Here is a 21,810-nt window from a genome sequence, read left to right as displayed (position 1 = left end):
AGCCGTGCAGAACCCGGTTGCCTTTCCGGGCCCCGTCGCCTAGAGGATCGCCGGTTCGCATGCCCCCTTCTTCTCCCTCGCAAGGCCACGCGCCGGGGCGGCTCGTCGACGACCTCGGGCGGCGCCGCTTCCTCTTCGTCACGGGCAAAGGAGGCGTGGGCAAGACGACGTTCGCCGCGGCCCTCGCCGTGGCGCTGGCGCGGGAGGGCAAACGGGTCCTGGTTGCCCTCTGCAACACGAAAGAGCGGCTCTCGGCGATCCTCGGGACGAAGCCGATCGGCGACGAGATCATGCCCGTCGCCGAGGGCGTGTGGGCTGTGAACATCTCGCCCGAGAAGGCGCTCACCGAGTACGGCGAGATGGTCCTCAAGGTGCGCAGCGTGGCGCACGCCGTCTTCGACAACCGCTACACGAAGACCTTCTTCCGCGCGGTGCCCGGCCTGTACGAGTGGGCGATGCTCGGCAAGGCGTGGTTTCACACGACGGAGCTCGGCCCCGACGGGCGTCCGCGCTTCGACGTCGTCCTGCTCGACGCGCCGGCCACGGGCCACGGCCTCGACATGATGCGCGTGCCGAAGGTGATCCTCGACGTGGTGCCGCCGGGCGTCTTGCGCCGCGACGCCGAGGAGGCGTGGGCGATGTTCCGCGATCCGGCGCGGAGCGGGATCGTGGTCGTCACGTTGCCCGAGGAGATGCCGGCGCAGGAGACGATCGAGCTCGTCGACGCGATCAAGACGGACCTCACGCTGCCGGTCCTGCGCCTCGTGGTGAACGCGGTCCTCGCGCCGCTCTTTTCGCCTGAGGAGCGCGATCGGCTCGCGCAGGAGGCGTCGCTGCTCTCGATCGACGCGCCGGGCCGGACGGATGGCACGGCGGAGAGCGCGCTCGTGGCGGGGGCGCGGCGGGCGGTGCGGGAGAAGGTGCAGGCCGAGAGCCTCGCGCGGCTGACGCAGGAGATCGACCTGCCGCAGATCACGCTGCCGCACCTCTTCGACGAGGCTTCGACGGTGGAGGGGACGAAGATCCTCTCGAAGCTGCTCTAGCGCGCCCGTTCGCTCACCCTTTCCATTCCACGCGTTTTCCCGTCGCCGAGGACGTCGCGAGCGCGTCGATCAACCGATAAAGCTTCCAGGCCTCGCGGAACGTCGGGACCACCTCGGTCCCTTCGGCGAGATCCTTCGCCAGGGCCGCATAAAGGTGCGCCGTCTGCTCCGCATCTTCGTGGAGTTCCGCCGTGACGGGCGATCGATAACGCTCGGGCGTCTTCAGCGGCGCGAGCGGCTGGCCGTCGCCGCGCGCGCCGGAGACGGTGAAATCGTGGGACAAACGCAGGTCGCCCTCGGTCCCCGTGATCGTCGCGAAAATCTCCCCGCCATTGCGCTTCCCGCCCTCGATATGGGCGGACAGGACCGCGCCGCTTTGCAGCGTCCCGCTGATGAGCACCTGGTCCGGCACGGTGACGGGGAGCGTCTCGCCCGTCTCGACGATCGTCGCCTGGTCGAACTGACGCGCGACCACCGCGGAGACGCTCTGGACGTCGCCCACCGCGGAGAGCACCGTGTCGAGGTAATGCGCGGTGAGGATCGAGAGCGTGCTCGCCCCGTTCTTCACGTCGGTCGTATACGCGAGGGCCTGCGGGATCTGCGCGCCGAGGTAGGGCACGGCGACATGGAGATCCACGGAGCGGACCTTGCCGACATACCCCTCGGCCAGGAGATCCCGGAGGTACCGCACGCCCGGGGCGAAGCGCCGCTGCACGCCGCTGAACGTACGAACGCCGGCCGACTCCGCGAGGCGCGCGAGCTCGGCGGTCTCGTCCAGGGAGACGCCGAGGGGCCATTCGCAAAAGACGTGTTTCTTCGCGGCAATGGCGGCGCGCACGAGCCCCGCGTGCAAGGGCGCGCGGACGGAGACGACGACGAGGTCCACCTCCGGATGCTCGATCAGGGGTTCGGCGCGATCGAAGGCGTGACGCACCCCAAAGCGGCGCGCGGCCTCGTCCGCGCTCGTTTGCCGCGTGGTGCTCACCGCGGTGACCTCGTAGGCGGGCACCGCCTTCAGCGCGGGCAGGTGCGCGTGGGAGGCCCAGCCCCGGTCCGGGTTTGCCCCGACGATACCTACACGAATCTTGTTCGACGTCCCCGTCTTGCTCATGATCGCTCCATTCCTTCCCGCAGGCGCACCCGTGCCCGGGGACCGAGCGCTCGTCCGCCCCCCTTTGCATCGAATGGCCTCGGAGGAACCGTACTCCGGAAGCGGCGGACGATCCTTGGCACGGCGTCCGTTTTTGTGGTTCGATCGTCCGTCACAACGGAGGGACGATGGACGTTCTCGCGGACGTGCTGCGCGGGCTTCACCTGCGGACCAAGGTGTACGGACGGCTGGAGATGCGCGCGCCGTGGGGCATGCGCGTCGAAAAGCCGGGGCTCGCTCTGTTTTACGCGGTCTCGCGCGGGAGCTGCCTGCTCGACGTCGACGGCGCGCGCATCCCGCTCTCGGGAGGCGATTTTGTTTTCCTCCTGGGCAGGAGCACCCACGTCCTGCGGGATGCCCCGGAGACGCAGCCCCTGCCGGTCGCCGAGATCTATGCGATCCGCGGCGGGCGTTGTGGCGGGCTCGTGCATCATGGCGGCGCGGGCGCGCCGACCACGCTCGTCTCCGGCTGCTTCCTGTTCGAAGGCACGTCGCTCGACCCGCTGATCGCGAGCTTGCCGCCGCTGATCCACGTGAAGGGCGACGGAGGCATCGCCGCGCGGTGGCTCGAATCCACCCTGCAATTCGCGGCCTCGGAGATGGAGGCCGAGCTGCCCGGCTACGAGACGGTGGCGAGCCGGCTCTCGGAGGTCCTGTTCGTGCAAGCGCTGCGCACGCACGTGGCGTCCCTGCCCGACGCGCAAGCGAGCTGGCTCCGCGCCCTGACCGACGCGCAGATCGGCGTCGTGCTGCAACGCCTGCACGAGCACCCGGAGAAACCCTGGACGGTGGAGAGCCTGGCGCACCTGGCCAGCATGTCGCGCTCGGTGTTCGCAGCGCGCTTCAAGGCCGTCGTCGGCGAGGGGCCGCTGACCTACCTGACACGCTGGCGCATGCACAGGGCCACGCAGCTCATGGCCGGGGGTACGGCGTCCACGAGCGCCATCGCGCAGGCGGTCGGCTACGAGACTGACAGCGCCTTCGTGAAGGCCTTCAAGCGACACCTGGGCGAGACGCCCGGCGCCTTTCGACGTCGGCTCAAGGAGCGTGAAGGGGACGCCGTGCCGGCTGCGGGACCGAGGTGACGGTCTCGCAAAGGGGAAAACCGGTCAGGGCTGACAGGTCTTGGGGGCTCCTCCAACGCACTTGTCGCTCAGGCATTCGCCGTTGCTGGTGCACGTCTGCCCATTCTTGGACTTGCACACGCCAGCGCCGTCACAAGCCTTCGTGAGCGTACAGCTCCCCGGATCTTCCTCCTGAAGGGGGAGGTTCGTACACGTGCCGAGGCGGGTCGGCCGAGCACACGACACGCAGGCGCCGTTGCAGGGCGTGTCACAGCACACGCCGTCGACGCAAAAACCGCTCAGGCACTCGGGCGCCTCGATGCAGGACTGACCGTTCTCGCCGCCGCCGGCGCCGCCGCTGCTGCTGCTCGACGTGGCCCCGCTCGACGACGACGCGGTCACGGCCCCGCTGTCATCCCCACCCCCGCCCGCGCCGCCGGCGCCGCCGCCCCCGGGCACGCCGTCGAGGCCGCCCATGCCGCCGCTCCCGCCGGCGCCGCCCTTCCCGCCCGCGCCACCCGCGCTCCCCTGGCCCCCGTCCCCCGTCGAGAGCGAGAGGCACCCGATCGCCGGGGCCAGGACCAGCACGGCCAGACCCCTCCACCACGTCCACGCGTCGCGCATCCGCTCCTCCGTCTCCGGAGCCGAACATAGCGCGACGCGGCAGAACGACGCCCTCGCGGAGCAACGATGCCGCGAGACAAAAAGCAGAGCGCCTACTCGACGGCGGGGGGGGGGACCGGAGCAGGCGCTCTGCCCGTAGATAGAGCAACCTATGGGCCAACCCCGAAGTGACGAATCTTCGTCATCTTGTATGTGCTCGCCTGGGCGATCTTTGCAGTTCTGAAAGGCACATGGATTGCAGCCTTTCAGGTCCGCCGTGGACCAAGGTAGGGCGTCGCACGAGGGTGGAACCCAGGCGGGCACGACGCTTCCTTGCGTGGCGCGCTCCGGGGACGTCCCTCCACGTGTCCTGCATCGCGGCGGTTGACAAGGACGGACGAGCGCTGCCTTGTGGAGAAATGCCGCACCACAGCCCCCTGCTCCTCGATGGCCGCGCGCTGCTCGACGCAGATCGCCTGCTCTCCGCCAAGCTCGCGGATCGCCGGGCGAGCTTCGAGCTCTCGTTCCGCGCCGCGCCGCCCCACACGGGCTTCCTCGTGGTCTCCGGGCTCGAGAGCTCCCTCGAGCTCTTCGGTCGGCCGCTCATCGATCCCGCCGCCGTCGCCGCCGCGCAAAGCCTCGTCGGCTTCTCGGACGCGCTCGCCCAGCGGCTCGCCCACCTCGTGCCCGCCATCGATCTCGACGCGGTCCCCGACGGCACCCTCGCCTTCCCCGGCGCGCCGATCGCCACGGTGGAAGGGCCCTTCCTCGAAGCCTCGCTGCTCGCCTCGCTCCTGCGCGCAGCGGCCCGACGCGCCACGGCGATCGCCACCCGCACCGCACGGCTTCACCTCGCCGCCGCGGGCGATCCCGTGATCGACGGGTCGAGCGCGCATGCGGCCGGGGCCGAGGCCTCGATGCGGGTCGCGCGCGCGGCGTACGTGGGCGGGGCGAGCGCGACGACGAACGTGATCGCGGCGATGGCGCTCGGCGTGCCCTTCCGCGCGAGCCCCGGGCTCGTGCTCGGCCCGACGGGGCCCTCGCTGGAGACGACCGTGGTCGACGGCTGGGGCGCGCTCGACACGGACGACCTCGCCGACCTCGGCGCGGGCGACGACGAGGAGGCGATGCTGCTCGAAGCAAAGCGGCGGGGGCGGCGCGCGGGCGGGTGGATCGCGCGGGGGCTCGACGACGCGGAGGCGCGGGCGCTGCCGATGCGGTGCGAGCTCGTGGCGCTGGAGCAGGGCGGCGCGTGGGGCGTGCCGCCCGCGGACCTCGGCGACGAGGCGGCGCCGCGGCCGGGTCGGAAGATGGTCGTGCGGTACACGGACAACGCGGGTCGGCTCGTCGCGGACGTCGTGCACCTGATGGCGGAGCGGATGCGCTCGCCGCAGGATCTCGGGGCGACGACGCTCACGCCGCTCTCGCGGCCGCGGGTGCGGCAGGGCCGCGCGCTCGAGCGGCCGGAGGCGCCGTCGCTCGGGCGGGATCGATCGATCGCGGCGCGCGCGACCTTGCCCGAGGCGGTGACGTACCTGCGCGCCCCGGCGTCCTACCGCGTGGAGGAGTCGGCGGCGGTCACCGCGCAGCGCGAGGCGGCGGCGCGAGCGCGCGCGAACGTGCCTTTCCGAAAGGGGTGAGGCCTACGCCGCCGAGATCCCGGCGCACCCGCCTGGGCCCGCGAGCGCCTCGCGCACGGCGGTGACGAGCATGTTCGCGGTGAACGGCTTCGCGAGGAACGGCACGCCGAGGCACGAGAGCGGGGCCGAGTCCTCGCTGCTGTAGCCGCTCATGAGCAGCACGGGCAGCGCGGGGTCGATCCCGCGGAGCGCGCGGATGAGCTCGATCCCGCCGATCTCGCCCATCGTCAGATCGGCGATGACGGCGCCGATCTCGTGGCGATGCTCGTGGAACATGCGCTCCCCTTCGCGGCCGTCGGTGGCGACGAGGACGCGGTAGCCGGCGCGCTCGAGCACGCGGTGCGCGACGCGACGCACGGCGTCTTCGTCGTCGACCACGAGGATCGTGCCGTGCGAGCAGTGGCAGCTCGAAAAAGCCTCGTCGCTCGCGCCGGGCAAGATCGACACGTGCTCGACGGCGATCGGCAGGAACAAGGTGAACGTCGTCCCCTTCCCCGGCCGGCTCGTCACGTCGACGAGGCCTCGATGTGCCCGGACGATGCCGAGCACGGCGGCGAGGCCGAGGCCCCGGCCCCCGACCTTCGTCGTGAAAAACGGATCGAAGATCCGGGCGAGGACCGATTCGCTCATCCCCTCGCCGGAGTCCTCGACCTCCACCACGGCATAATCGCCGGGCGGAAGCGGCTCGGTCATGCAGGCCGAGGACCGCGGCGCCGAGAGCTTTTGCACGCCGGCGCGGAGCCGGATGACGCCGGGTTTGCCTGCGAGCGCGTCCGATGCATTCGTGATGAGGTTCATCACGACCTGCCGCAAATGGGTCGCGTCCCCGTCGACGCACGCGCGCGACAGATCGAGCTCCAGCGTCGCGCCCTTCGATACGATCGTCCGCAGGAGGACGGCCATTTCCCGGACGACGGTATCGAGCCGGACGTGCTGGGTCACGAACGTCCCTCGACCGGAATAGGCCAGCATTTGCCGGGCGAGGTCGGCGGCGCGCTCGGCCGCGATCGAGATTTCCTGCAGCATCGAGGCGAGCGGCGAGGGAAACGACACCTCCCCGAGGGCCAGGCTCGCCTGCGCGGTGATGACGGTGAGCAGATTGTTGAAATCGTGGGCGATGCCGCCCGCGAGGACGCCGAGGCTCTCCAGCTTTTGCGCGTGCAGCACCTGCGCTTCGAGCTCGCGGCGCTCCTGCTCGGCGCGTTTTTGGTCGGTGATGTCGACCAGGACATTGACGGCGCCCGTGACAGTTCCCTGACGATCGCGGAGCGGATGGGCGTGCGCGAGCGCCACGACGAGGTCGCCGGAGGGCTGCTCGATGACGATCTCGAGGCCGTTGTGCGCCGCGCCCGTCTCCAGCGCCCTCGCCATCCAGCACCGGTCGTGGGGGACGGGCTCTCCTTCGGGGGTGAACAGGCGGAGCGCGCCGCAAAACCGATCCTGTTCGTGGCGGAGCATCGGAGCGCGCCCCCAGACCTTCTCGGCGGCCCGATTGAAGAACGTGATGCGCCCCTGGGCATCACAGGTATAGGCCGCCGCCGGCAGGCGCGAAAGGAGGTCGTGGAACCGCTCCTCCGCCTCCAGCGCGCCATGTCCTTCCGGCGCCGCGTCCGCGGGCCGCGTCCATGGGTCTTGCTGGATCATCGAGGTCCCTCCCGTTTTGTAGGCGGCTTTTGATGATCGAGCACCCGGCGCAACGAGTCAATGCGCCTCTCGCAGAAAATCGCAATCGTTTGGCGACCCGGCATGGGACGCTTCCTGCATGGGCGGCCTCACCGCCCTCTCCCGCGACGGTGTTTCGGTTTCGAAAACTCGGCTACGATGCGCCCCGGAAGGAACCGCTCCGTATGCGTCGCTTTTCTACGTTCGCCCTGTCCTTCGCCACGTTCGCCCTCGTCGGCCTCGCCGCGCCCGCCCTCGCGCTCGCCCAGGCGGAGCCCTCCCCCGAGCCGCTGCCGCCGGGCGAAAAGAAGGCCGATCCGATGGAGGTGGCCGCGCCGCCCCCGAGCCTGCCGCCGCAACAGCCGCTCCAGGTGCCGGAGCACCCCGCGCCGCCGCCCCCGCCCCCGCCGTACGAGGAGCCGGAGTCCGATGGCTGGGCCAACGGAGACCATTTCGAGTTCACGATGGGCTTCCTCGCGGGGCAGCGGTCCTACTCCAAGACGTCCTTCAAGTTCGAGGAGGGCGCGGCCGAGGGGATCGGCGGCGGCGGGCTCGTCGCGCCCTTCGTCATGCCGCCCTTCGACAACGCGACGGTGCTCGGGCTCCGTTACGACCTGCGCCTCGTGATGAGCCACATCCGGATGACGGTGGGCTTCGACGTGCCGTTCCCGACCTACAAGGTGAGCGACTCGACGGCGCTCTACGACGTGAGCGGCACGCAGCGGAAGGTGACGGTGCAGTCGTTGTCCGCGAAGGAGCTGCGGTTCGGCATCGGCGGCGAGTACGCGTGGACGAAGGTCGCGCTCTTCGCGGACCTGCTCGGCGGCGTCCACTGGGTGGACACCGAGCTCGCGATCGACGGCTACAAGGCCGATTACGGGGCGGTGAGCTTCGCGTTCTCGGCGCGCGCAGGCGCACGGGCGCACGTGCGGAAGTGGTTCTTCGCGCAGGCCGCCGGCGAAGTCGGGATCATCGGCGACATCCGCTGGAACGCGGAGCTGTCGGTCGGGTTCTTCTTGAAGTGACGGCTCTGCCCGGAAAGGCGGAAGGAGGTCTCCCCGGCGCGCGGGGAGACCCGGCCTTTCAGGGCGAGATCGTGTTGATGAACACGAAGAAGCCGCCGAGGACCACGACCGCGAGCCCGAGGAGCATGGGCACGCTCCAGTCCTCGGTCGGGGCCTTCTCGTTTGATGAATCGGTCGCCATGATGCCTCCCAAACGCGGCCGGCGGGCGCCGGCGCCGGTGCTTCCGTGACACTGGCGCGGCGCCGCGTCAACCGCGGACGTCAGTGCGAGCGCGCAACGAGGACGGAGCATTGGACGCCCCGCACGACCTTCTCGGCCACGCTGCCGAGCGCCACGCGCGCGAGGCCGGTGCGGCCGTGGGTCGAGACCACGACGAGGTCCACGTCGAGCTCCTCGGCGGTCCGGATCACGACCGTGGCGGCATCTCCCTCGCTCACGCGACGATCGGCCTTGATCCCGAGCCGGTCGATCATGCCCCCGACCACGCCGTCCGCGCCGACGCGCATCTGCTCGATGAGCTCGGGCGGAGGAATGATGGGCGCGCCGCCGAAGGGCACGGTGAAGCCGAGCGCCGGCGCCGGCAGGACGTCGAGGGCGTGCACCACGGTGAGCGCGGCGCCCTGCTCCGCGGCGACCTGACCCGCGAGCGCGACGCCGGGCTGCGAGAGCTCGGAGAGATCGGTCGCGGCGAGGATCTTCTTCGACCGCGCGTGCGGGCGCGCGACGAGCACGGGACAATGCGCGTACCGCACGATCCGCTCGGCGACGTTGCCGAGCAGGAGCCGCGCGATGCCGGTGAGGCCGCGGCTGCCGGTGACGACGAGCGTGGCGCTGACGTCCTCGGCGACGCGGAGGATCGCGGCGTCGGCGCCGCCGCTCTCGATGCGGACCTCGAAGCCGCTGCTGGGGAGGCCGGTGAGATCCTTCACGCGATCCTCGACCGCGGCGGCGGCCCGGCTCTCGGCGTGGATCAGGGCCTCCATGTCCGCCTGGATCGCCTGCGGGAAGAGGGGCGCGGAACGCAGCACCTCGTGCACGACGTGACAGACGACGAACTTGCCGCCCGCCCGCTTCGCGTACTCGTGTCCGAGCTTGATCGCCTCATCGGCGGAGTCGCTCAGGTCGGTCGCCACCAAGACCACGTCACCCAGGGCCATGCGCTCTCCTTGCGGGATTCGCGGGTACCTTAGAGGGTCAGGCGGCGCTGTTCAACGGCCACCTTTCCAGGTCGACGAGGTCGCACGATGACGGCGCGTGACGTTCACCACGGACAAACGGGTGCGACCACGACGGTGCGCGGGCGGTCAGAGCGGGCCGAGGCGGCGGTAGCTGCTGCGGAAGTAGAGCAAGGGCGCGGCCGGCTCGCCGCCGCCGGCGGCGACGACCTCGCCGAAGTAGACGACGTGATCGCCGGCGTCGATGACACGTTCGAGGCGGCAATCGAGCCAGCCGAGGGCGCCGGGCAGGACGGGCGCGCCCGTGACGGCGTCTTGCCCGATCTCGTCGAGCAGGGCCCTGCGCTGCTCGTCGGAGCCCCGGCCGGCGAAGAGGTCCGAGAGGTGGCGTTGCTCCTCGGCGAGGACGTTGATGGCGAAGCAGCCGGCCGCGCCGACGAGCATGCCGGAGCGGGCGCGTTTGTCGGCGCAGAAGAGGACGAGCGGCGGGTCGAGGGAGACGGACGTGAAGGAGTTCGCGGTCATGCCCTGCGGCACGCCCTCGAGGCGGGTGGTGACGACCGTGACGCCGGTCGCGAACTGCCCGAGGACCCTACGAAGCTCGATGCCGTCGATGGCCATCGCGCTGCACTGTAGGGTGGTTCTTGCCAGGTGGCGAGGCGCTTCGGGGGCGAGGCCGGGCCTGTCCGGAAGGCATGGATCCCTCCGCAGGCCCGGCGGTCGGTCACGGCGTTCTTGCGAGCGAGGCGAGGACGACGGTTACGGCGCCTTCATCCCGACACCCCTTCCGTCGTGCTCGCTGCACCCGCGTTTCGCTTCCCCCTCGGCCCTGCGCCGAGGGCCTCGAAGCTCGCGCGTTTCGTCTCGTCGTTCGCGAACTCGAGCCGCCCTGCGCCCTCGATCCGCGCGACCGCGGCGAGGATCCGGTTGCCGATCCGATTCCGCTCCTGCGTCGTCAGCGGGGCGCTCGCGCGGCTCTGATCCTGCTTCGTATCGGCATCCGTGATCGCAGCGAGCGCGAGCGCGAGGCCGTCGAGGTCTTTTTGGACGATGCCGAGGGACTTGGCTTCGGCCGGCTTGTCCTTGGCGCGATCGAGGATCTGCTGGATCGCGGCTTTCACGTCGGACACGCTGTCCTTTCTCATTTTCCGGCCCACGCCATAAGCACGTTGTACGTCGGCGGACGCCTTGACGCGGCGGAGGGCGGCGCGAACCTGCCGCGCGCGCTCGTATCCGTCTGCGAGGGCGGCGAATTGCTCGCTCGTCGCGGCGACCGACTCGCTCCGGGCCTGCTTCGCGCCGGGGACGACGTCTCCGAAGCTCTCGATGTCACTCTTGAGTTCCTCGACCAAATCCTGCGGCAGCCGTGGCGAGAGCGCGGCGGCGTGCGTGAACGCCAGATGCAAAGCTTTGAGGCCGAGCTGTGTGATGGCGGTAAAACCCTTCCGGGGATACGAACTCTTCACGATCAAGGTTGCAGTCATGATTCCTCCCTTGACGCGGTAGGGGGGTACGACGTCGCGTCGGGCGCGAGGGTGTGCACGAGGAATGCCAAGCTTCGAGATTCCCCACGCGCAGGCGCGAACCGCTTGAAATCCCACGGAAAGAAAAGAACGCGCGACGCGCGGGCCGGGAGACGCACGGGCGGCGCGGGGAGATTTGTCCAGAATTTGTCCGAATTTGTCCGGACATTTTGGGCGCCTTTGCGGAACGCCAACCCGCCGTCGTGGAGCACCGACCCGCTCTTGCGGAACGCCGACCCGCCGTCGTGGGACGCTTCCCCGCTCTTGCGGAACATGACCCCGCCCTTGCGGGACGCCGACCCGCCGTCGTGGGACGCCGACCCGCCGTCGTGGGACGCCGACCCGCCGTCGTGGGACGCCGTCCTGCCGTCGTAGGTCGCCTGCCCGCCCTTGCGGAACATGACCCCGCCCATGTGGGCTACCGCCCCGGCCTTCCGGAACACGATCCCGCCCTCGCGGGACATCGCCTCACCCGCCGGAAGTGCCCTTCCGCGGTCGCGGGATCCCGTACGCATCCATCCACCGCGCGAGCTGCCTGTCGTGCACCCCGAGCAGACGCGCCGCATCTACCTGGCACCCTTTCGCCCGGAACAGCGCCGCCTCGATCTTCTCCCGCGGCGGGCGTTTCTTGTTGCGCCGCTCCTCGTCCATCGCCTCGGCGCCCGGCGGCTCCGATGCCGGCTCCTTCTTCTCGCTCGCCGCGCGCGCCCGCAGGGCGCTCAGGTGCTGCAGGTCGATCGGCCCGTCCCCCATGAGCAGGCACGCGCTCCCGAGGCTGCGCTCGATCTCGCGCACGTTGCCCGGCAGGTCACCCAAAAAGAGCGCGTGCGCCGCCGGCTTCGTGATCGACGCGCGCTCGACGCCCCGCCGCCGGAGCAGGTGCGCGACCAGAAAACCGAGATCCTCGCGGCGCTTCCGGAGCGGCGGGAGCATGGCGACGTACCCCGCGAGACGCTCCCTCAGATCCGCGCGAAAGACGCTCCTCTCGGAGAAGACGTCCACGTTCGTCGCGGCGATCCACCGCACGTCCACCGTTTGCCCCCGATCGGCCCCCACCGGCGTCACCTCGTTCTCTTGAATGGCGCGGAGCAGGCTCGCCTGCGCGCTCCCGGGCAGGTTGCCGATCTCGTCGAGGAACACCGTGCCCCCCTCCGCGCTGCGAATGCGGCCCTTGCGCTCCTCGTGCGCGCCGCTGAACGCGCCGCGGCGATGGCCGAAGAGCTCGCCCTCGACGAGGTGCTCGGGGATGGCGCCGCAATCGACGGCGACGAAGGGCCCTGGGCGGCCGCTCTTGTCATGCACGTACCGCGCGACGATCTCCTTGCCGGCGCCGGTCTCGGCGAGCACGAGGATCGGTTGATCGGAGCGCGAAAGAGGATCGAGGTCGCGCGCGAGGCTCATGAGCTCGGGGCAAAGGGTGCGCGTCGGGCCAAACACGAACCCCGCGGGATGGGTGATCATGCGAACGGCCGTTGGCTCGTCGACCCGCCGATACACGAAGAGCGACTGACCCATCTCCACGACGTCGCCGTCGGCGAGGCGGACGGACCCCTGAATGCGCTCACCGCGGACGAACGTGCCAAACTTGCTCCCGGCGTCCTCCAGGAGGTCCTTGCCGTCACGACGCACCACGCGGGCGTGCACGCGTGATACGGAGCGGTCGGGCAGGAGAAAGGTTTTTCCTTCCATTGCAGGCGGCCGGACCTCGGAGGCGCGCCCGATTGTGAAGCCGGCGCCGTCGTGCGTGAGAGGAGGCAAAGCCACGGAGTTCGCCGCGCAGAGGTCCTCGTAACGGAGGACAAAGATGAGGACGCCGAAGGTCGCCGAAGGCGACGCGGATTCGAACTCGTTGTCGGTGGTGGCCAGGGAGTGGGCCATAGGCGGGGCGCATTCTAGGCGATGCTCGTTCGGCGGCACAAGCGCGCTCGACAAGGTTTTTCCGCGCCGGTCGCATGGGCGTATGGGGTGGGGCGCCTCTTGCTCGCATTCCTCCCAGCGATCGTCTCGGCCGAGCTCGGGTTCACCGGCTTCGCGAGGAAGCCCTCCGGATCGATCCTATCATCACTTGCAGCTCGCAGTGACGCCTGCGCTCACCACGCGGGCGGTCCAGTACACGTGCTCGGCATCCACCGCCACGTCGAACGCACTTATCTGCGGGCCACGCGCCACATCCGCCACGTCGCCTCCCTCCTTGGGTACACGAAGGACGCCACGTTCGTCGAGCGAGCCGCCATCCTTGCCGCGCAGCGTGACGTAGACGCTATCGCCGTCCAGCGTGAGGCTGACGGGATCGGCGAGGTCCTTGGCCAGCACGACCGGCGTGCCCCCCTCCTTCGGGGCCTTCATCAGCGTACCGGTCGAGGGCTCGACCCAGTAGACGTTCGTCCCGTCCACCGCGAGCTCCTGGGCGAAATAGTGGTATGCCACCGTGGTCGGGGGCGTGATCTCCTCGATCGCGCCTCCTGCCTTGGGCACGCGCACGATGTGGCCCGAGGGATCCTCCACGTTGCCGAGGGTGCGCACGTAGACGTGCGTGTCGTCGACCGCGATGGAACCCACGCTCGAGATCGGCGCGAGGGATTCGATCTTGGAGATGTCCTTGGGTGTCCGGAAGAGGCCCGCCGTCGACACGAAATAGACGCTGTCCTCATCCACCGCGACCGCGCCGATCGAATCCTGCGCGAGGACCCCCGTCGCGCCCCCGTCCTTGTTCATCCGGACGAGCCTTTCGGCATAGTCCACGACGTACAGCGCCTCGTCGTCCATCGCCAGCGTGTACGCCTCGGTGAACCCTTGCGCAATGCGCCTCGGCGAGGCGCCGCCGGGATCCGCCCGCCACACCGAGTCCGCGCGGGTCCAGTAGACGCCGCTCGCATCCGCGACGATACCGTTCGTCCCGCTCTCGTCCACGCCCTCGTTGAACGTGACCAGAGGGCACCCGCCAGGCCCGGCGTTCGGATTCGAGGGATCGTTCGTCACCGCGTCGCTGCACCCGGCGATGAGCAGAGACACCAGCATCCACGAAATGATACGCATGGGATCCTCCTGGAAGAAAGCCGGCGGGCGCCGAGCATGCGGCGTGCCAACAATCCGTTCCGTGGAACCTACGGGCGGTTCCGTGGAGAACGATCCGAACTGTGAATAGGGGTTCACGAGCCTGGCGAAAGGGCATTCTCGATCCGCCGGAGCGACGGCCCTTCCGCTGCAATCATGGCCGTTCGGAGGATCGTTTTTGCGGTAGGCTCGAGGACCATGAAGAACGACACACGCAAGCCTCCGCGGGCTCGTCCCTGCTGGCGACGCGGGGGCTCCGTCGCCGGCGTCCTCGCCCTCCTGCTCTTCGGCTGCGGTTCCGCCGAAATACCGCCCGACATCGACGCGGCCTGTCAGGCCCTCGTCGTCCGGCCCTGTGGTTCCGCCGAAATACCGCCCGACGTCGTCACGGCCTGCCATGACCTCTTCCTTCGGCGCGTCGCGTTCGCCGAGCGCTGCACCGGCCCCAGCGTGCAGCTCTCCGCCGACGACGAGCAGGCCTATGTCGACACGTGCGCCGGCATCGCCACGTCGCCGGGCGTCACCCTCACGTCCCTGGACATCAAGGCCTGCGCCGACCAGATGGATGCCTCGCCCTGCCTGGGCGGCGGCGTGTTCCCCTCGTGCGTCGGCTACGGCGGCGACCTGCTCTATCCCGAACACGACAAGAAGGGCTCGTTCCCGCTGGGCGAGGTGTGTTTTGCCAACGTGCAATGCGAGAGCGGCCATTGCGACCACAGCGTCTTCGAGACCTGCGGCGTCTGCAAGCGCGCCCGCGCAAACGGCGAGCGTTGCACGGAGGCGACAGACCTCTGCGTCGAGGGGGGCTGCCAGGAAGGGACATGCCAGCCCCCCGGCAAGAAGCTGGGACAGGAATGCACCTCGCACGGAATCGAGTGCCAGTGGACGCTGTACTGCAAGCCCACCGATTCCGGGCCATCCTGGGGCACATGCGCCCCCCGCGGCCAGGCCGGCGCGTCATGCGATGTGAACACCTACTGCGCGGACGGGTTCTCCTGCAGGGGAGGGGTCTGTACGACGCTCGCGGCCGACGGCGCGGGCTGCTCGGACGACGCCATGTGCGCCTCGTCCTGGTGCAATGCGGGCACCTGCGCGACGAGGCCCACCGGGCTCACCGAGGGCGAAAGCTGCGCGGTGGGCTTTTGCCGCGCGGACCTCCTTTGCGACGAGAGCGAGGTATGCACGGCGCCCACGTACCTGCCGGAAGGCGCCGCCTGCACGAGCGCGAGCTTGCCCAAGATCAGGTGCGAGCAGGGGCTCTACTGCCACCAGGAATGCTCGCCCGGCAGCGGTTGCCAGGGCGGCGCGTGCCGGCCCTATCCCCAGCCCGGCTCGCCTTGCACGCCCCTCGCCGCCTGCGCCGCGGGCGCCCGCTGCACGGAGTTCGACATCACCGATCCGACGACGAGCCTCTGCGTGAAGTGGGGAAGCCCAGGCGAGGCTTGCCCGTGCGCGTACGGGCTCGCCTGCGTCTCCGGGGTGTGCGCCGCTTATGGCGTGTGCCAGTGAAGCGGAGGCGCGTCACCACCCAAGGAGCTGCGATCCATACCGCGCCCCGCGCGGCGAGCACTCCAGGGCGGCCATCTCCTCGGCCTGCGGCGCCGCGAGGTTCGTGAACGACGCGCCGGCGTCGCTGGAAATGATCCAATCGCCGCCCTCGAGCCGCGCCACGACGTGGGGTCCATGCACGCAGGCATCTTCCGTCGCGGAAGGGAACGGCGACACCCTCCGCTGCTTCGCATCGGCGAGGTCAATCACGCCCATGCCCACCGGCCCGCTGTCTTGCTGCATCAGGAACGTGAGCACCCCCTTTTCGATCGAAGCGCTCGACGGCGGCGAGGTCGACTCCGAGACGCCTTTCCAGACCGAGTGACGTACATCTTGTCGCCGGCCATCGCGTACGCGCCCAGCGCGATGGCCCCGTCGAGGGCTCCGACGCGCGTCCAGGTCTTTCCGAGATCGGCGCTGTGCCAGAAATGGATACGCGCAGGCTCCTCGGGGCCCATGGTGTGTCAAGCCAAAGGCCGCGGCCTTCGGGCGCTGCCCTTCACGAAAGCCAACCGCGGCCGAGCTCCCTCGCGCGGACGTGCTCCGGGACCGCGAGATAACGGGCCTTGAAGGCCGCGTCCTCAATCTTGGCGGCGCGCCTCTCGAGGACCCACAACGTGGCCTTAAGCGCCTGGCGCGCCGCCTCCATGTCGCCGGCCGCGGCGAGCGCCTCCGCGATGACCAGGCGCAGCGGAATCTCGGAATGGCCGACGCAGCCGCCGAGGTGCGTGATGCAGCGGAGTCCTGCCTCCGCGGCGCTTCGGATCGCCTCGGGGTCGCCCTCGCGGAGACGGATCTCGATGCGGGTCCGGTGGACCTCCGGGCGCCAGCAACGAAAATCTTCCATTCGCGCGAGCGCGTTCTCGGTCGCCTCCCATGCCTCGGCGAGGCGCCCCTCGGCGAGGAGCCCCCGCGAGAGCGCGCCATACGCCGGCCCCACGACGCCATTGGTGCCCTGAAGCTCGATGAGCTGCCTCGCCATGGTGATGAGCTCTTCCCGCTGATCCGGCTTGCTTTGCTCCGCGAGCAGGCGCGCCAGATACATTCGGGCGAGGGTCACCGACCACGGATCATTCGCGTCGAGCCCGCGCCGAATGACCTCGCGTAGCGCCTTCTCTCCCTCCTCGGCCGCGCCGATCGCCGAGAGCCCAATGCCGAGGACAATCTGCCCGATCCTCTGCCAGCGCCGGGCCGACGCGCCTGCGAACGCCGCCTCCATGCGGATCGAATCCGCGTAGGCCAGGAAGGGATCGTCCCCCAGGAAATACTCGAACGTGGATCGACCATTGTAGACGTAGCCGAGCTCGTACAGGGCGCTCTCCGGTACGCGCGGGGCGAAGGCGTCGAGACGCACGCGCACGCGGAGCGCTCGCTCGAGTCGACCCATCATCGTGAGCATGTGGAAGATCATCGACGCCGCCTGGCAATAACTCGCCTCGGCGCCAGGCTCGGGGTCCGTGCCCCAGATCGCGCTTTCGAGCACGGTCATTTCCTCCCCCATATCCCTGTTGGGGAGCGCATGGGCGAGGAAGCTCAGCACCCTGCACCAGGGGACGCTGCCGCGCGGCAAGAGCTCGAGCGCCTCCCTGCCCAAGCGAGATTGGGCCTCCCAGCCCTCGCGCCAGAAGCACACCTCGAGCTTCAAGGCGAGGAGCTGCCCGCGCACCGCCCCGCTCGCGCCGCACGCGAGCCCCCGTTCGACCGAGCTCCAGAGCCCGTCGTGATCGTCCCTCTGGTAGGATTGCTCGGCCGCGCGGAGATAATGGTGCGTCGCCCGCTCCATGTCCCCGCCGCGATGCGCATGCGCGGCCAGCACGACCGGCTCGTTTTCCCCGGCGCGCTCCAGGTACGAGAGCGCGAGCCGATGACCGAGCGTCCGGTCGTCCTTGGCGAGCAGGTCGTACGTCGCGTCGCGCAGGAGCGCGTGACGAAAACGATACTCGACCTCTCCGGCGAAGCGGCTCGTGGGCTGCTTCTCGACGAGCTCCGCCTGGACGATCTCGGAAAGCCAGCCATCCGTCTGCTGGGCGCTCCGCTCCTCGCCGAGCAGGGCGGACACGCCGCCCCGCCAGAAGGTTTGTCCGAAGACGCTCGCGGCGCAGAGCACCCGCCGGATCGCCGGGTCGAGGCAGGAGAGCCTCGCCTGCAGCATCGCGAGGACGGTGTCCGGGTGCTCTTCGGATTTGCCTTCGGCGGCGGCACGAATGAGCTCTTCCAAGAACAGCGCATTGCCCGCGGCCTGCTCGACGATCCGCGCCACCACGCTCCCACGGACGTCCGCGCCGAGCACCGCGGCGACCAGCCGCTCGGCCGCCTTTTTTCCGAGCGCCGCGAGGCGTATCTGCTGGATCGACCGTCGCTCCCATAACCTCGGGAAGATGGTGGTCACCTCGGGACGCGCGAAGGCGAGCACGCAAAAGGGCAGCTCCTTGAGTTCGCCGAGGGCGGCATCGACCAGCCGGACCGACGCGGGATCACTCCAGTGCAGATCTTCGAGCACGAGGAGGCAGGGGCGCGCCGCGCACTCCGCGCGGAAAAAGCGCAAAAACGCCTCCTGGATCTTCTCGCTCATGAGCTTCGGGTCGCTCTGCGCCGCGAGGAGCGCGGCGCTCGGCTCCTCGACGGTGAGCCCGCACGAGACGGCGAGGAATTCGGCGACGCGCCCCGCGTCCTCGGGCGGCAGGCGCCTGCCCACGCGCGCCCGCAGCTTCTCCTCTTGCAAGGGCATGGGGTCGCCGACGCACATGTCGGAGAGCCCGCGAAGCACGTCGACGAACAACCCATACGGCGAACCCGAGCTCATCGGCGTGCCGCGCGCCTCGATGAGCTCGAGGTCGAGCGAGCGCGCGCGGAGCCGGCGCAAAAGCTCGTGCTTCAGGCGGCTCTTTCCCACGCCGGGAGGCGAGATGACGACGACGACGCGCGGCTCCGCATTGTCGATGCATCCGTCGATCGTCGCGCCGAGAATGGCCAACTCCTGCTCACGCCCGACGCAGGGCGTGGGCTTGCCGAGCAAAGGGCGGGACGCGTCGACGCCGCCCGCGCGCTCGCTGTGCAATCGCCAGCGGACGCCGGTCGACTCGATGCTGAAGCGGCTCTCGAGGAGCTTCGCGCTCAGCTCGTCGATCAAGACGCCCATGGTCTCCGCAGGCGAGGGCGCGGCGCGCTCCTTCTCGATCCGCGCGTGGAGCAGCGAGACTGCGCGGTCGATCGCCTCGCCGACGGGGAGGCGATTCTTGAACAGGCCACGGCCCGTGGTGAGCGCGACGCGCGCCTCGGGCCACGCCTCCTTGATCACGAGCGCGCAACGCGCGCCTTGCGTGGCCTGGTCGATCGCGCTTTGCGACGGGGGCACGACGACGGCGAGCGAGCCATCGGCGAGCCATTCGACGCGCACGCCGAGGCCGATCAGCCGGGCGCGCAGGGCCGTCCGCGCGAGGCCCGGCGAGCGCTCCGTCCCCGCGTGTGCCGGCGCGTCCCTGAGCGCCTGCGCGTCGCCCGGGACCGCCACGACGACGCAAAGCAATTGCATGGCTTCGCCGCTGAGCGCCGCGCCGGGAATCGAGGCGTTTGATGCCTGCGGCGACGAGGTGTCCCCGGACGGAGGCAGCACGAGGGCGGCGAGCTCCTCGTGCAGCACGACCGCGTCGGCCGGCCGCGCGAGCGCATTCTTGTCGAGCATCCGCGCGAGCAGCGCCGCGAGCTCCGGGGGGGTATCGGGGCGGATCGATTCGACCGCGGGCACGTCCTCGAAGAGGACCTTGGCGAGGAGGGCGATCGGGTCGCGGGCGACGAACGGGGGTTTTCCGGTCAAACACTCGAAGAGCACGCATCCGAGGGAGAAGACGTCCGCGCTCGGCCCGATATCGAAATCGCCGCGCGCTTGCTCCGGGGCCATGTAGCCCGGCGTGCCCATGATGAACCCCGTGCCGGTGATGCCCGTCGTGGCGAAGGCCTGGCGCGCAATGCCGAAATCGAGGAGCGTGACGCGGTCGAGCCTGTCGTCCCGCAGAAACATGTTGGTCGGCTTGATGTCGCGGTGCACGATGCCGCGGCGGTGCGCGGCGGCGAGCGCGTCGGCGGCGCACTTCGCGAGGGTCAAGCAATCTCTCAGCGTGAGCGGCCCGCGCGTGAGCCGCTGGCCGAGGTCCTGGCCCGCGAGCCACTCCATGGCGAGAAAAGCCCGGCCGTCCTCCGCCTGGCCATGCGCGAGATACGAGACGATCCCGGGATGATCGAGCTCCGCGAGCAGCCTCGCCTCCCGCGCGAAGCGCTCGAGCGCCTCGAATCCATCCGTCTGCTCGTTCAGGACCTTGAGGGCGACCTCCGCGCCGGTGACCCCATCCCGGGCGCGGTACACTTCGCCCATCCCACCCTTCCCCGCGAGATCCTCGATCGTGAAACGACCCGCGATGAAGGACCCTTTCGAGAGCGGCACGTTCCCTCCTGTTCAAGGACGCGGCATCCGCGCGCGCGAGCGCGGGGGCCCGGAAAAACCGAACCCTGCATCGAGGAGAGAATATGCCGATCGTGCCGTCGTGTACACGGGTCGAGGACACGCCTCGACGCCGTGGGACGATTCGCGATAGGTCGAATTTTCTTGCTACATGGACACAGGTGTGCTGGCGCGCGACTCACCGCGCCATCACGATCCGCTGATCACAAGGCCGGTCCTTCTCGTCCTGGTGGAGGCCGGCGATTCGCATCGGATCCGCGTCCCTCGCCGCGATCGCTCCCTGCACCTTTCCCAGGATGAGCGCGTCGAGGTTTCCGCTCGTGTAATCGGTGTGCGTGCCGCCGCAGCTCGCGCGCGGATCGCCGCCGCCCACCGACTCCGGCCCCGCGCCGCCGCGCAGGACGAACATGTGCGTTCCGCCGGTGTATTGCGCGATTTGCCGGAAGACCACCTGCCCGAGGGTATCCATGCCCGAGGCCGCGATCGAATAGACCTGCACGCCTGCGTGGCTCGCTTCCTTCATCGCGCCGGCATACCCCTCGTCCTGCGCGTAATCGAGGTGCGGGGGCGCGTCGCCGATCAAAAAGACGAGGCGCGCCAGCGATTCGGGCCGGAAACGGAGGCCACGCACGGCGACGCGGAGCGCCTCGTTCACGTGCTCCGGCGTGTCGCCGCCGCCGCCCGCGCTGAGGGTGGCGATCCGGGCCTGGAGGCCGGTGACGTCCGTGGTCATCTGGTGCATGCGGGTCACGTATTCGTCGCTGCGGTCGCGGTACTCGACGAGGCCCACGCGCGGGCGGACGTTCATTTTGGAGAGCGCGCCGGCCACCTTTTCGAGCGTGTCGCGCAGCGCGTGGATTTCTTCGGACATCGAGCCCGTCGTGTCGAGGACGAAGGCCACGTCGATGGTCTGCGCCTCGGGCAGGACACGCGTGCCGGAGAGGGCGAGGTCGACGACGCCGTCGCCCGGGGAGAGCGTGGTCGTCTTCGCGACGGATTCGCCCTGGCAGCGCGCCGTGGCCACGAGGTCCGGGCCCTTCAATCCCTCGGCGCGCGGAAACAGAAGGGCGCGGCCATTCGCGGTCGTGCGGAGCGAGAGCGTCGTCCCCGCGGCGTCACGCACCTCGATGGGGCAGCTCGGGACGGGTTTGCCCGCGCTGTCCCGCACGACGAGGAAGCGGCGCGCGGAGAGGTCCATCGTCGCGGCGCCCGGGGCGCGCTCCTTGCCGAGCCAGCGGGCGAATTCGCGGTAGTTCGCGTTGTCGTCCCATTCGCCCGTGCGCACGCCGCCCTGCGATTGCGCGGCCGCGCCGAGGCCGCCCGGTCCCACGCGCACGCCCGCGGGCGCGCGGGGCGAGCCGCCGAGCCTGCCATGGCCCGATCCAAAGCCCGCGCCCGAGCCCACGCCGGCCCCGCGTCCAATCACGCCGATGGTGCCGAGCCCAATGCCCTCCCCGCGCCCGCCGCCGCCCTCGCCGATCCCTGACAAACCCAGGCCGCCGGACCCTTCTTTCTTGTCCCCGCCGGCGTCCCCCCACATCGACCCTTTTGCGATGAGGGGGTCGGCAGAACGGGTATCGACGGGCGGCGCGAGGGGCTCGTCGGGGACGGGCGCAGGCGCGACGGCGACGGACGCAGGCGCGTCGCTCTGGACGACGGGGGGCGTGAGGGGCTCGTCGACGGGCGGGGGTGGGGTCTTGGCGAGGGTCTTCGGCGCAGGCGCCGCGGGCGAGGCGGCCTCGGGGCCGGGCGTGGCTTTGGTGCAAGCCGCGAGGACGAGGAGGAGGGCGGGGGCGAGCCGGCGGATCGACATGCCCGATCCGAGCGCGGAGGCGGCCGGAAGTTCCCGGCCGCCTCGATCTTTCG

At 70.1% G+C, this 21,810-nt stretch carries 17 protein-coding genes; 5 read left to right on the top strand and 12 right to left on the bottom strand.

What is annotated here, in order from left to right; genetic code table 11:
- Window positions 1-59 precede the first annotated feature (59 nt).
- Window positions 60-1,043, top strand: coding sequence for an ArsA family ATPase (locus E8A74_RS00705; RefSeq protein WP_136926924.1), 984 nt, complete (start codon window positions 60-62; stop codon window positions 1,041-1,043).
- A 13-nt stretch (window positions 1,044-1,056) separates the two neighbouring features.
- Here E8A74_RS00705 and E8A74_RS00700 read toward each other — a convergent pair whose 3' ends face one another.
- The gene (locus E8A74_RS00700; protein WP_136926923.1) at window positions 1,057-2,154 is read right to left on the bottom strand and encodes a Gfo/Idh/MocA family protein; all 1,098 of its coding nucleotides are present in this window, start codon (window positions 2,152-2,154) and stop codon (window positions 1,057-1,059) included.
- Between the two features lie 167 nt (window positions 2,155-2,321).
- Here E8A74_RS00700 and E8A74_RS00695 point away from each other — a divergent pair, with 167 nt between their 5' ends.
- Window positions 2,322-3,278 (top strand): AraC family transcriptional regulator, encoded by a 957-nt coding sequence (locus tag E8A74_RS00695; protein WP_136926922.1) that lies wholly within the window; start codon window positions 2,322-2,324, stop codon window positions 3,276-3,278.
- 24 nt (window positions 3,279-3,302) lie between these two features.
- Here E8A74_RS00695 and E8A74_RS00690 read toward each other — a convergent pair whose 3' ends face one another.
- Complete coding sequence (locus E8A74_RS00690; RefSeq protein ID WP_170228753.1) at window positions 3,303-3,845, bottom strand: hypothetical protein; 543 nt, start codon at window positions 3,843-3,845, stop codon at window positions 3,303-3,305.
- Window positions 3,846-4,279: 434 nt separating this feature from the next.
- On the opposite strand from E8A74_RS00690, the gene E8A74_RS00680 reads away from it, so the two are divergent.
- Window positions 4,280-5,500, top strand: coding sequence for a beta/alpha barrel domain-containing protein (locus E8A74_RS00680; RefSeq protein WP_136926919.1), 1,221 nt, complete (start codon window positions 4,280-4,282; stop codon window positions 5,498-5,500).
- Window positions 5,501-5,503: 3 nt separating this feature from the next.
- Here E8A74_RS00680 and E8A74_RS00675 read toward each other — a convergent pair whose 3' ends face one another.
- Window positions 5,504-7,144 (bottom strand): ATP-binding protein, encoded by a 1,641-nt coding sequence (locus E8A74_RS00675; protein ID WP_136926918.1) that lies wholly within the window; start codon window positions 7,142-7,144, stop codon window positions 5,504-5,506.
- Window positions 7,145-7,347: 203 nt separating this feature from the next.
- Here E8A74_RS00675 and E8A74_RS00670 point away from each other — a divergent pair, with 203 nt between their 5' ends.
- Entirely contained in the window at window positions 7,348-8,187 is an 840-nt protein-coding gene (locus tag E8A74_RS00670) for a hypothetical protein (RefSeq protein WP_136926917.1), read from the top strand.
- A gap of 58 nt (window positions 8,188-8,245) precedes the next feature.
- Here the strand turns inward: E8A74_RS00670 and E8A74_RS55410 are convergent, their stop codons facing one another.
- From E8A74_RS55410 to E8A74_RS00645, 6 genes are all read right to left on the bottom strand, one after another.
- On the bottom strand, window positions 8,246-8,368 hold the full coding sequence (locus tag E8A74_RS55410; protein WP_269749836.1) for a hypothetical protein: 123 nt from the start codon (window positions 8,366-8,368) through the stop codon (window positions 8,246-8,248).
- Window positions 8,369-8,448: 80 nt separating this feature from the next.
- Window positions 8,449-9,345, bottom strand: coding sequence for a universal stress protein (locus tag E8A74_RS00665; protein WP_136926916.1), 897 nt, complete (start codon window positions 9,343-9,345; stop codon window positions 8,449-8,451).
- A 147-nt stretch (window positions 9,346-9,492) separates the two neighbouring features.
- A complete protein-coding gene (locus E8A74_RS00660) occupies window positions 9,493-9,984 on the bottom strand; it encodes a flavin reductase family protein (RefSeq protein WP_136926915.1) in 492 nt (163 codons plus the stop codon).
- Between the two features lie 149 nt (window positions 9,985-10,133).
- A complete protein-coding gene (locus E8A74_RS00655; RefSeq protein ID WP_136926914.1) occupies window positions 10,134-10,847 on the bottom strand; it encodes a hypothetical protein in 714 nt (237 codons plus the stop codon).
- A gap of 507 nt (window positions 10,848-11,354) precedes the next feature.
- Window positions 11,355-12,764 carry a sigma 54-interacting transcriptional regulator gene (locus E8A74_RS00650; protein ID WP_136926913.1) on the bottom strand — a complete coding sequence of 470 codons (1,410 nt, stop codon included), beginning with the start codon at window positions 12,762-12,764 and terminating at the stop codon, window positions 11,355-11,357.
- Between the two features lie 183 nt (window positions 12,765-12,947).
- A complete protein-coding gene (locus E8A74_RS00645) occupies window positions 12,948-13,922 on the bottom strand; it encodes a DUF5050 domain-containing protein (RefSeq protein WP_136926912.1) in 975 nt (324 codons plus the stop codon).
- Between the two features lie 216 nt (window positions 13,923-14,138).
- Here E8A74_RS00645 and E8A74_RS00640 point away from each other — a divergent pair, with 216 nt between their 5' ends.
- Window positions 14,139-15,449, top strand: a complete 1,311-nt coding sequence (locus E8A74_RS00640; RefSeq protein ID WP_136926911.1) for a hypothetical protein — start codon at window positions 14,139-14,141, stop codon at window positions 15,447-15,449.
- Between the two features lie 12 nt (window positions 15,450-15,461).
- Here the strand turns inward: E8A74_RS00640 and E8A74_RS00635 are convergent, their stop codons facing one another.
- From E8A74_RS00635 to E8A74_RS00625, 3 genes are all read right to left on the bottom strand, one after another.
- Window positions 15,462-15,746 carry a hypothetical protein gene (locus E8A74_RS00635; RefSeq protein WP_136926910.1) on the bottom strand — a complete coding sequence of 95 codons (285 nt, stop codon included), beginning with the start codon at window positions 15,744-15,746 and terminating at the stop codon, window positions 15,462-15,464.
- Between the two features lie 241 nt (window positions 15,747-15,987).
- A complete protein-coding gene (locus E8A74_RS00630; RefSeq protein ID WP_136926909.1) occupies window positions 15,988-19,926 on the bottom strand; it encodes a protein kinase domain-containing protein in 3,939 nt (1,312 codons plus the stop codon).
- Window positions 19,927-20,122: 196 nt separating this feature from the next.
- Window positions 20,123-21,757: a vWA domain-containing protein gene (locus E8A74_RS00625; protein WP_136926908.1), complete on the bottom strand. Its 1,635-nt coding sequence runs from the start codon at window positions 21,755-21,757 to the stop codon at window positions 20,123-20,125.
- Window positions 21,758-21,810 lie beyond the last annotated feature (53 nt).

This window comes from Polyangium fumosum (genome assembly GCF_005144585.1).
In the GTDB taxonomy this organism is placed as follows: domain Bacteria; phylum Myxococcota_A; class Polyangia; order Polyangiales; family Polyangiaceae; genus Polyangium; species Polyangium fumosum.
The sequence above is the reverse complement of the archived record's forward strand: the minus strand, read 5'-3'. Positions and strand labels throughout refer to the sequence as shown.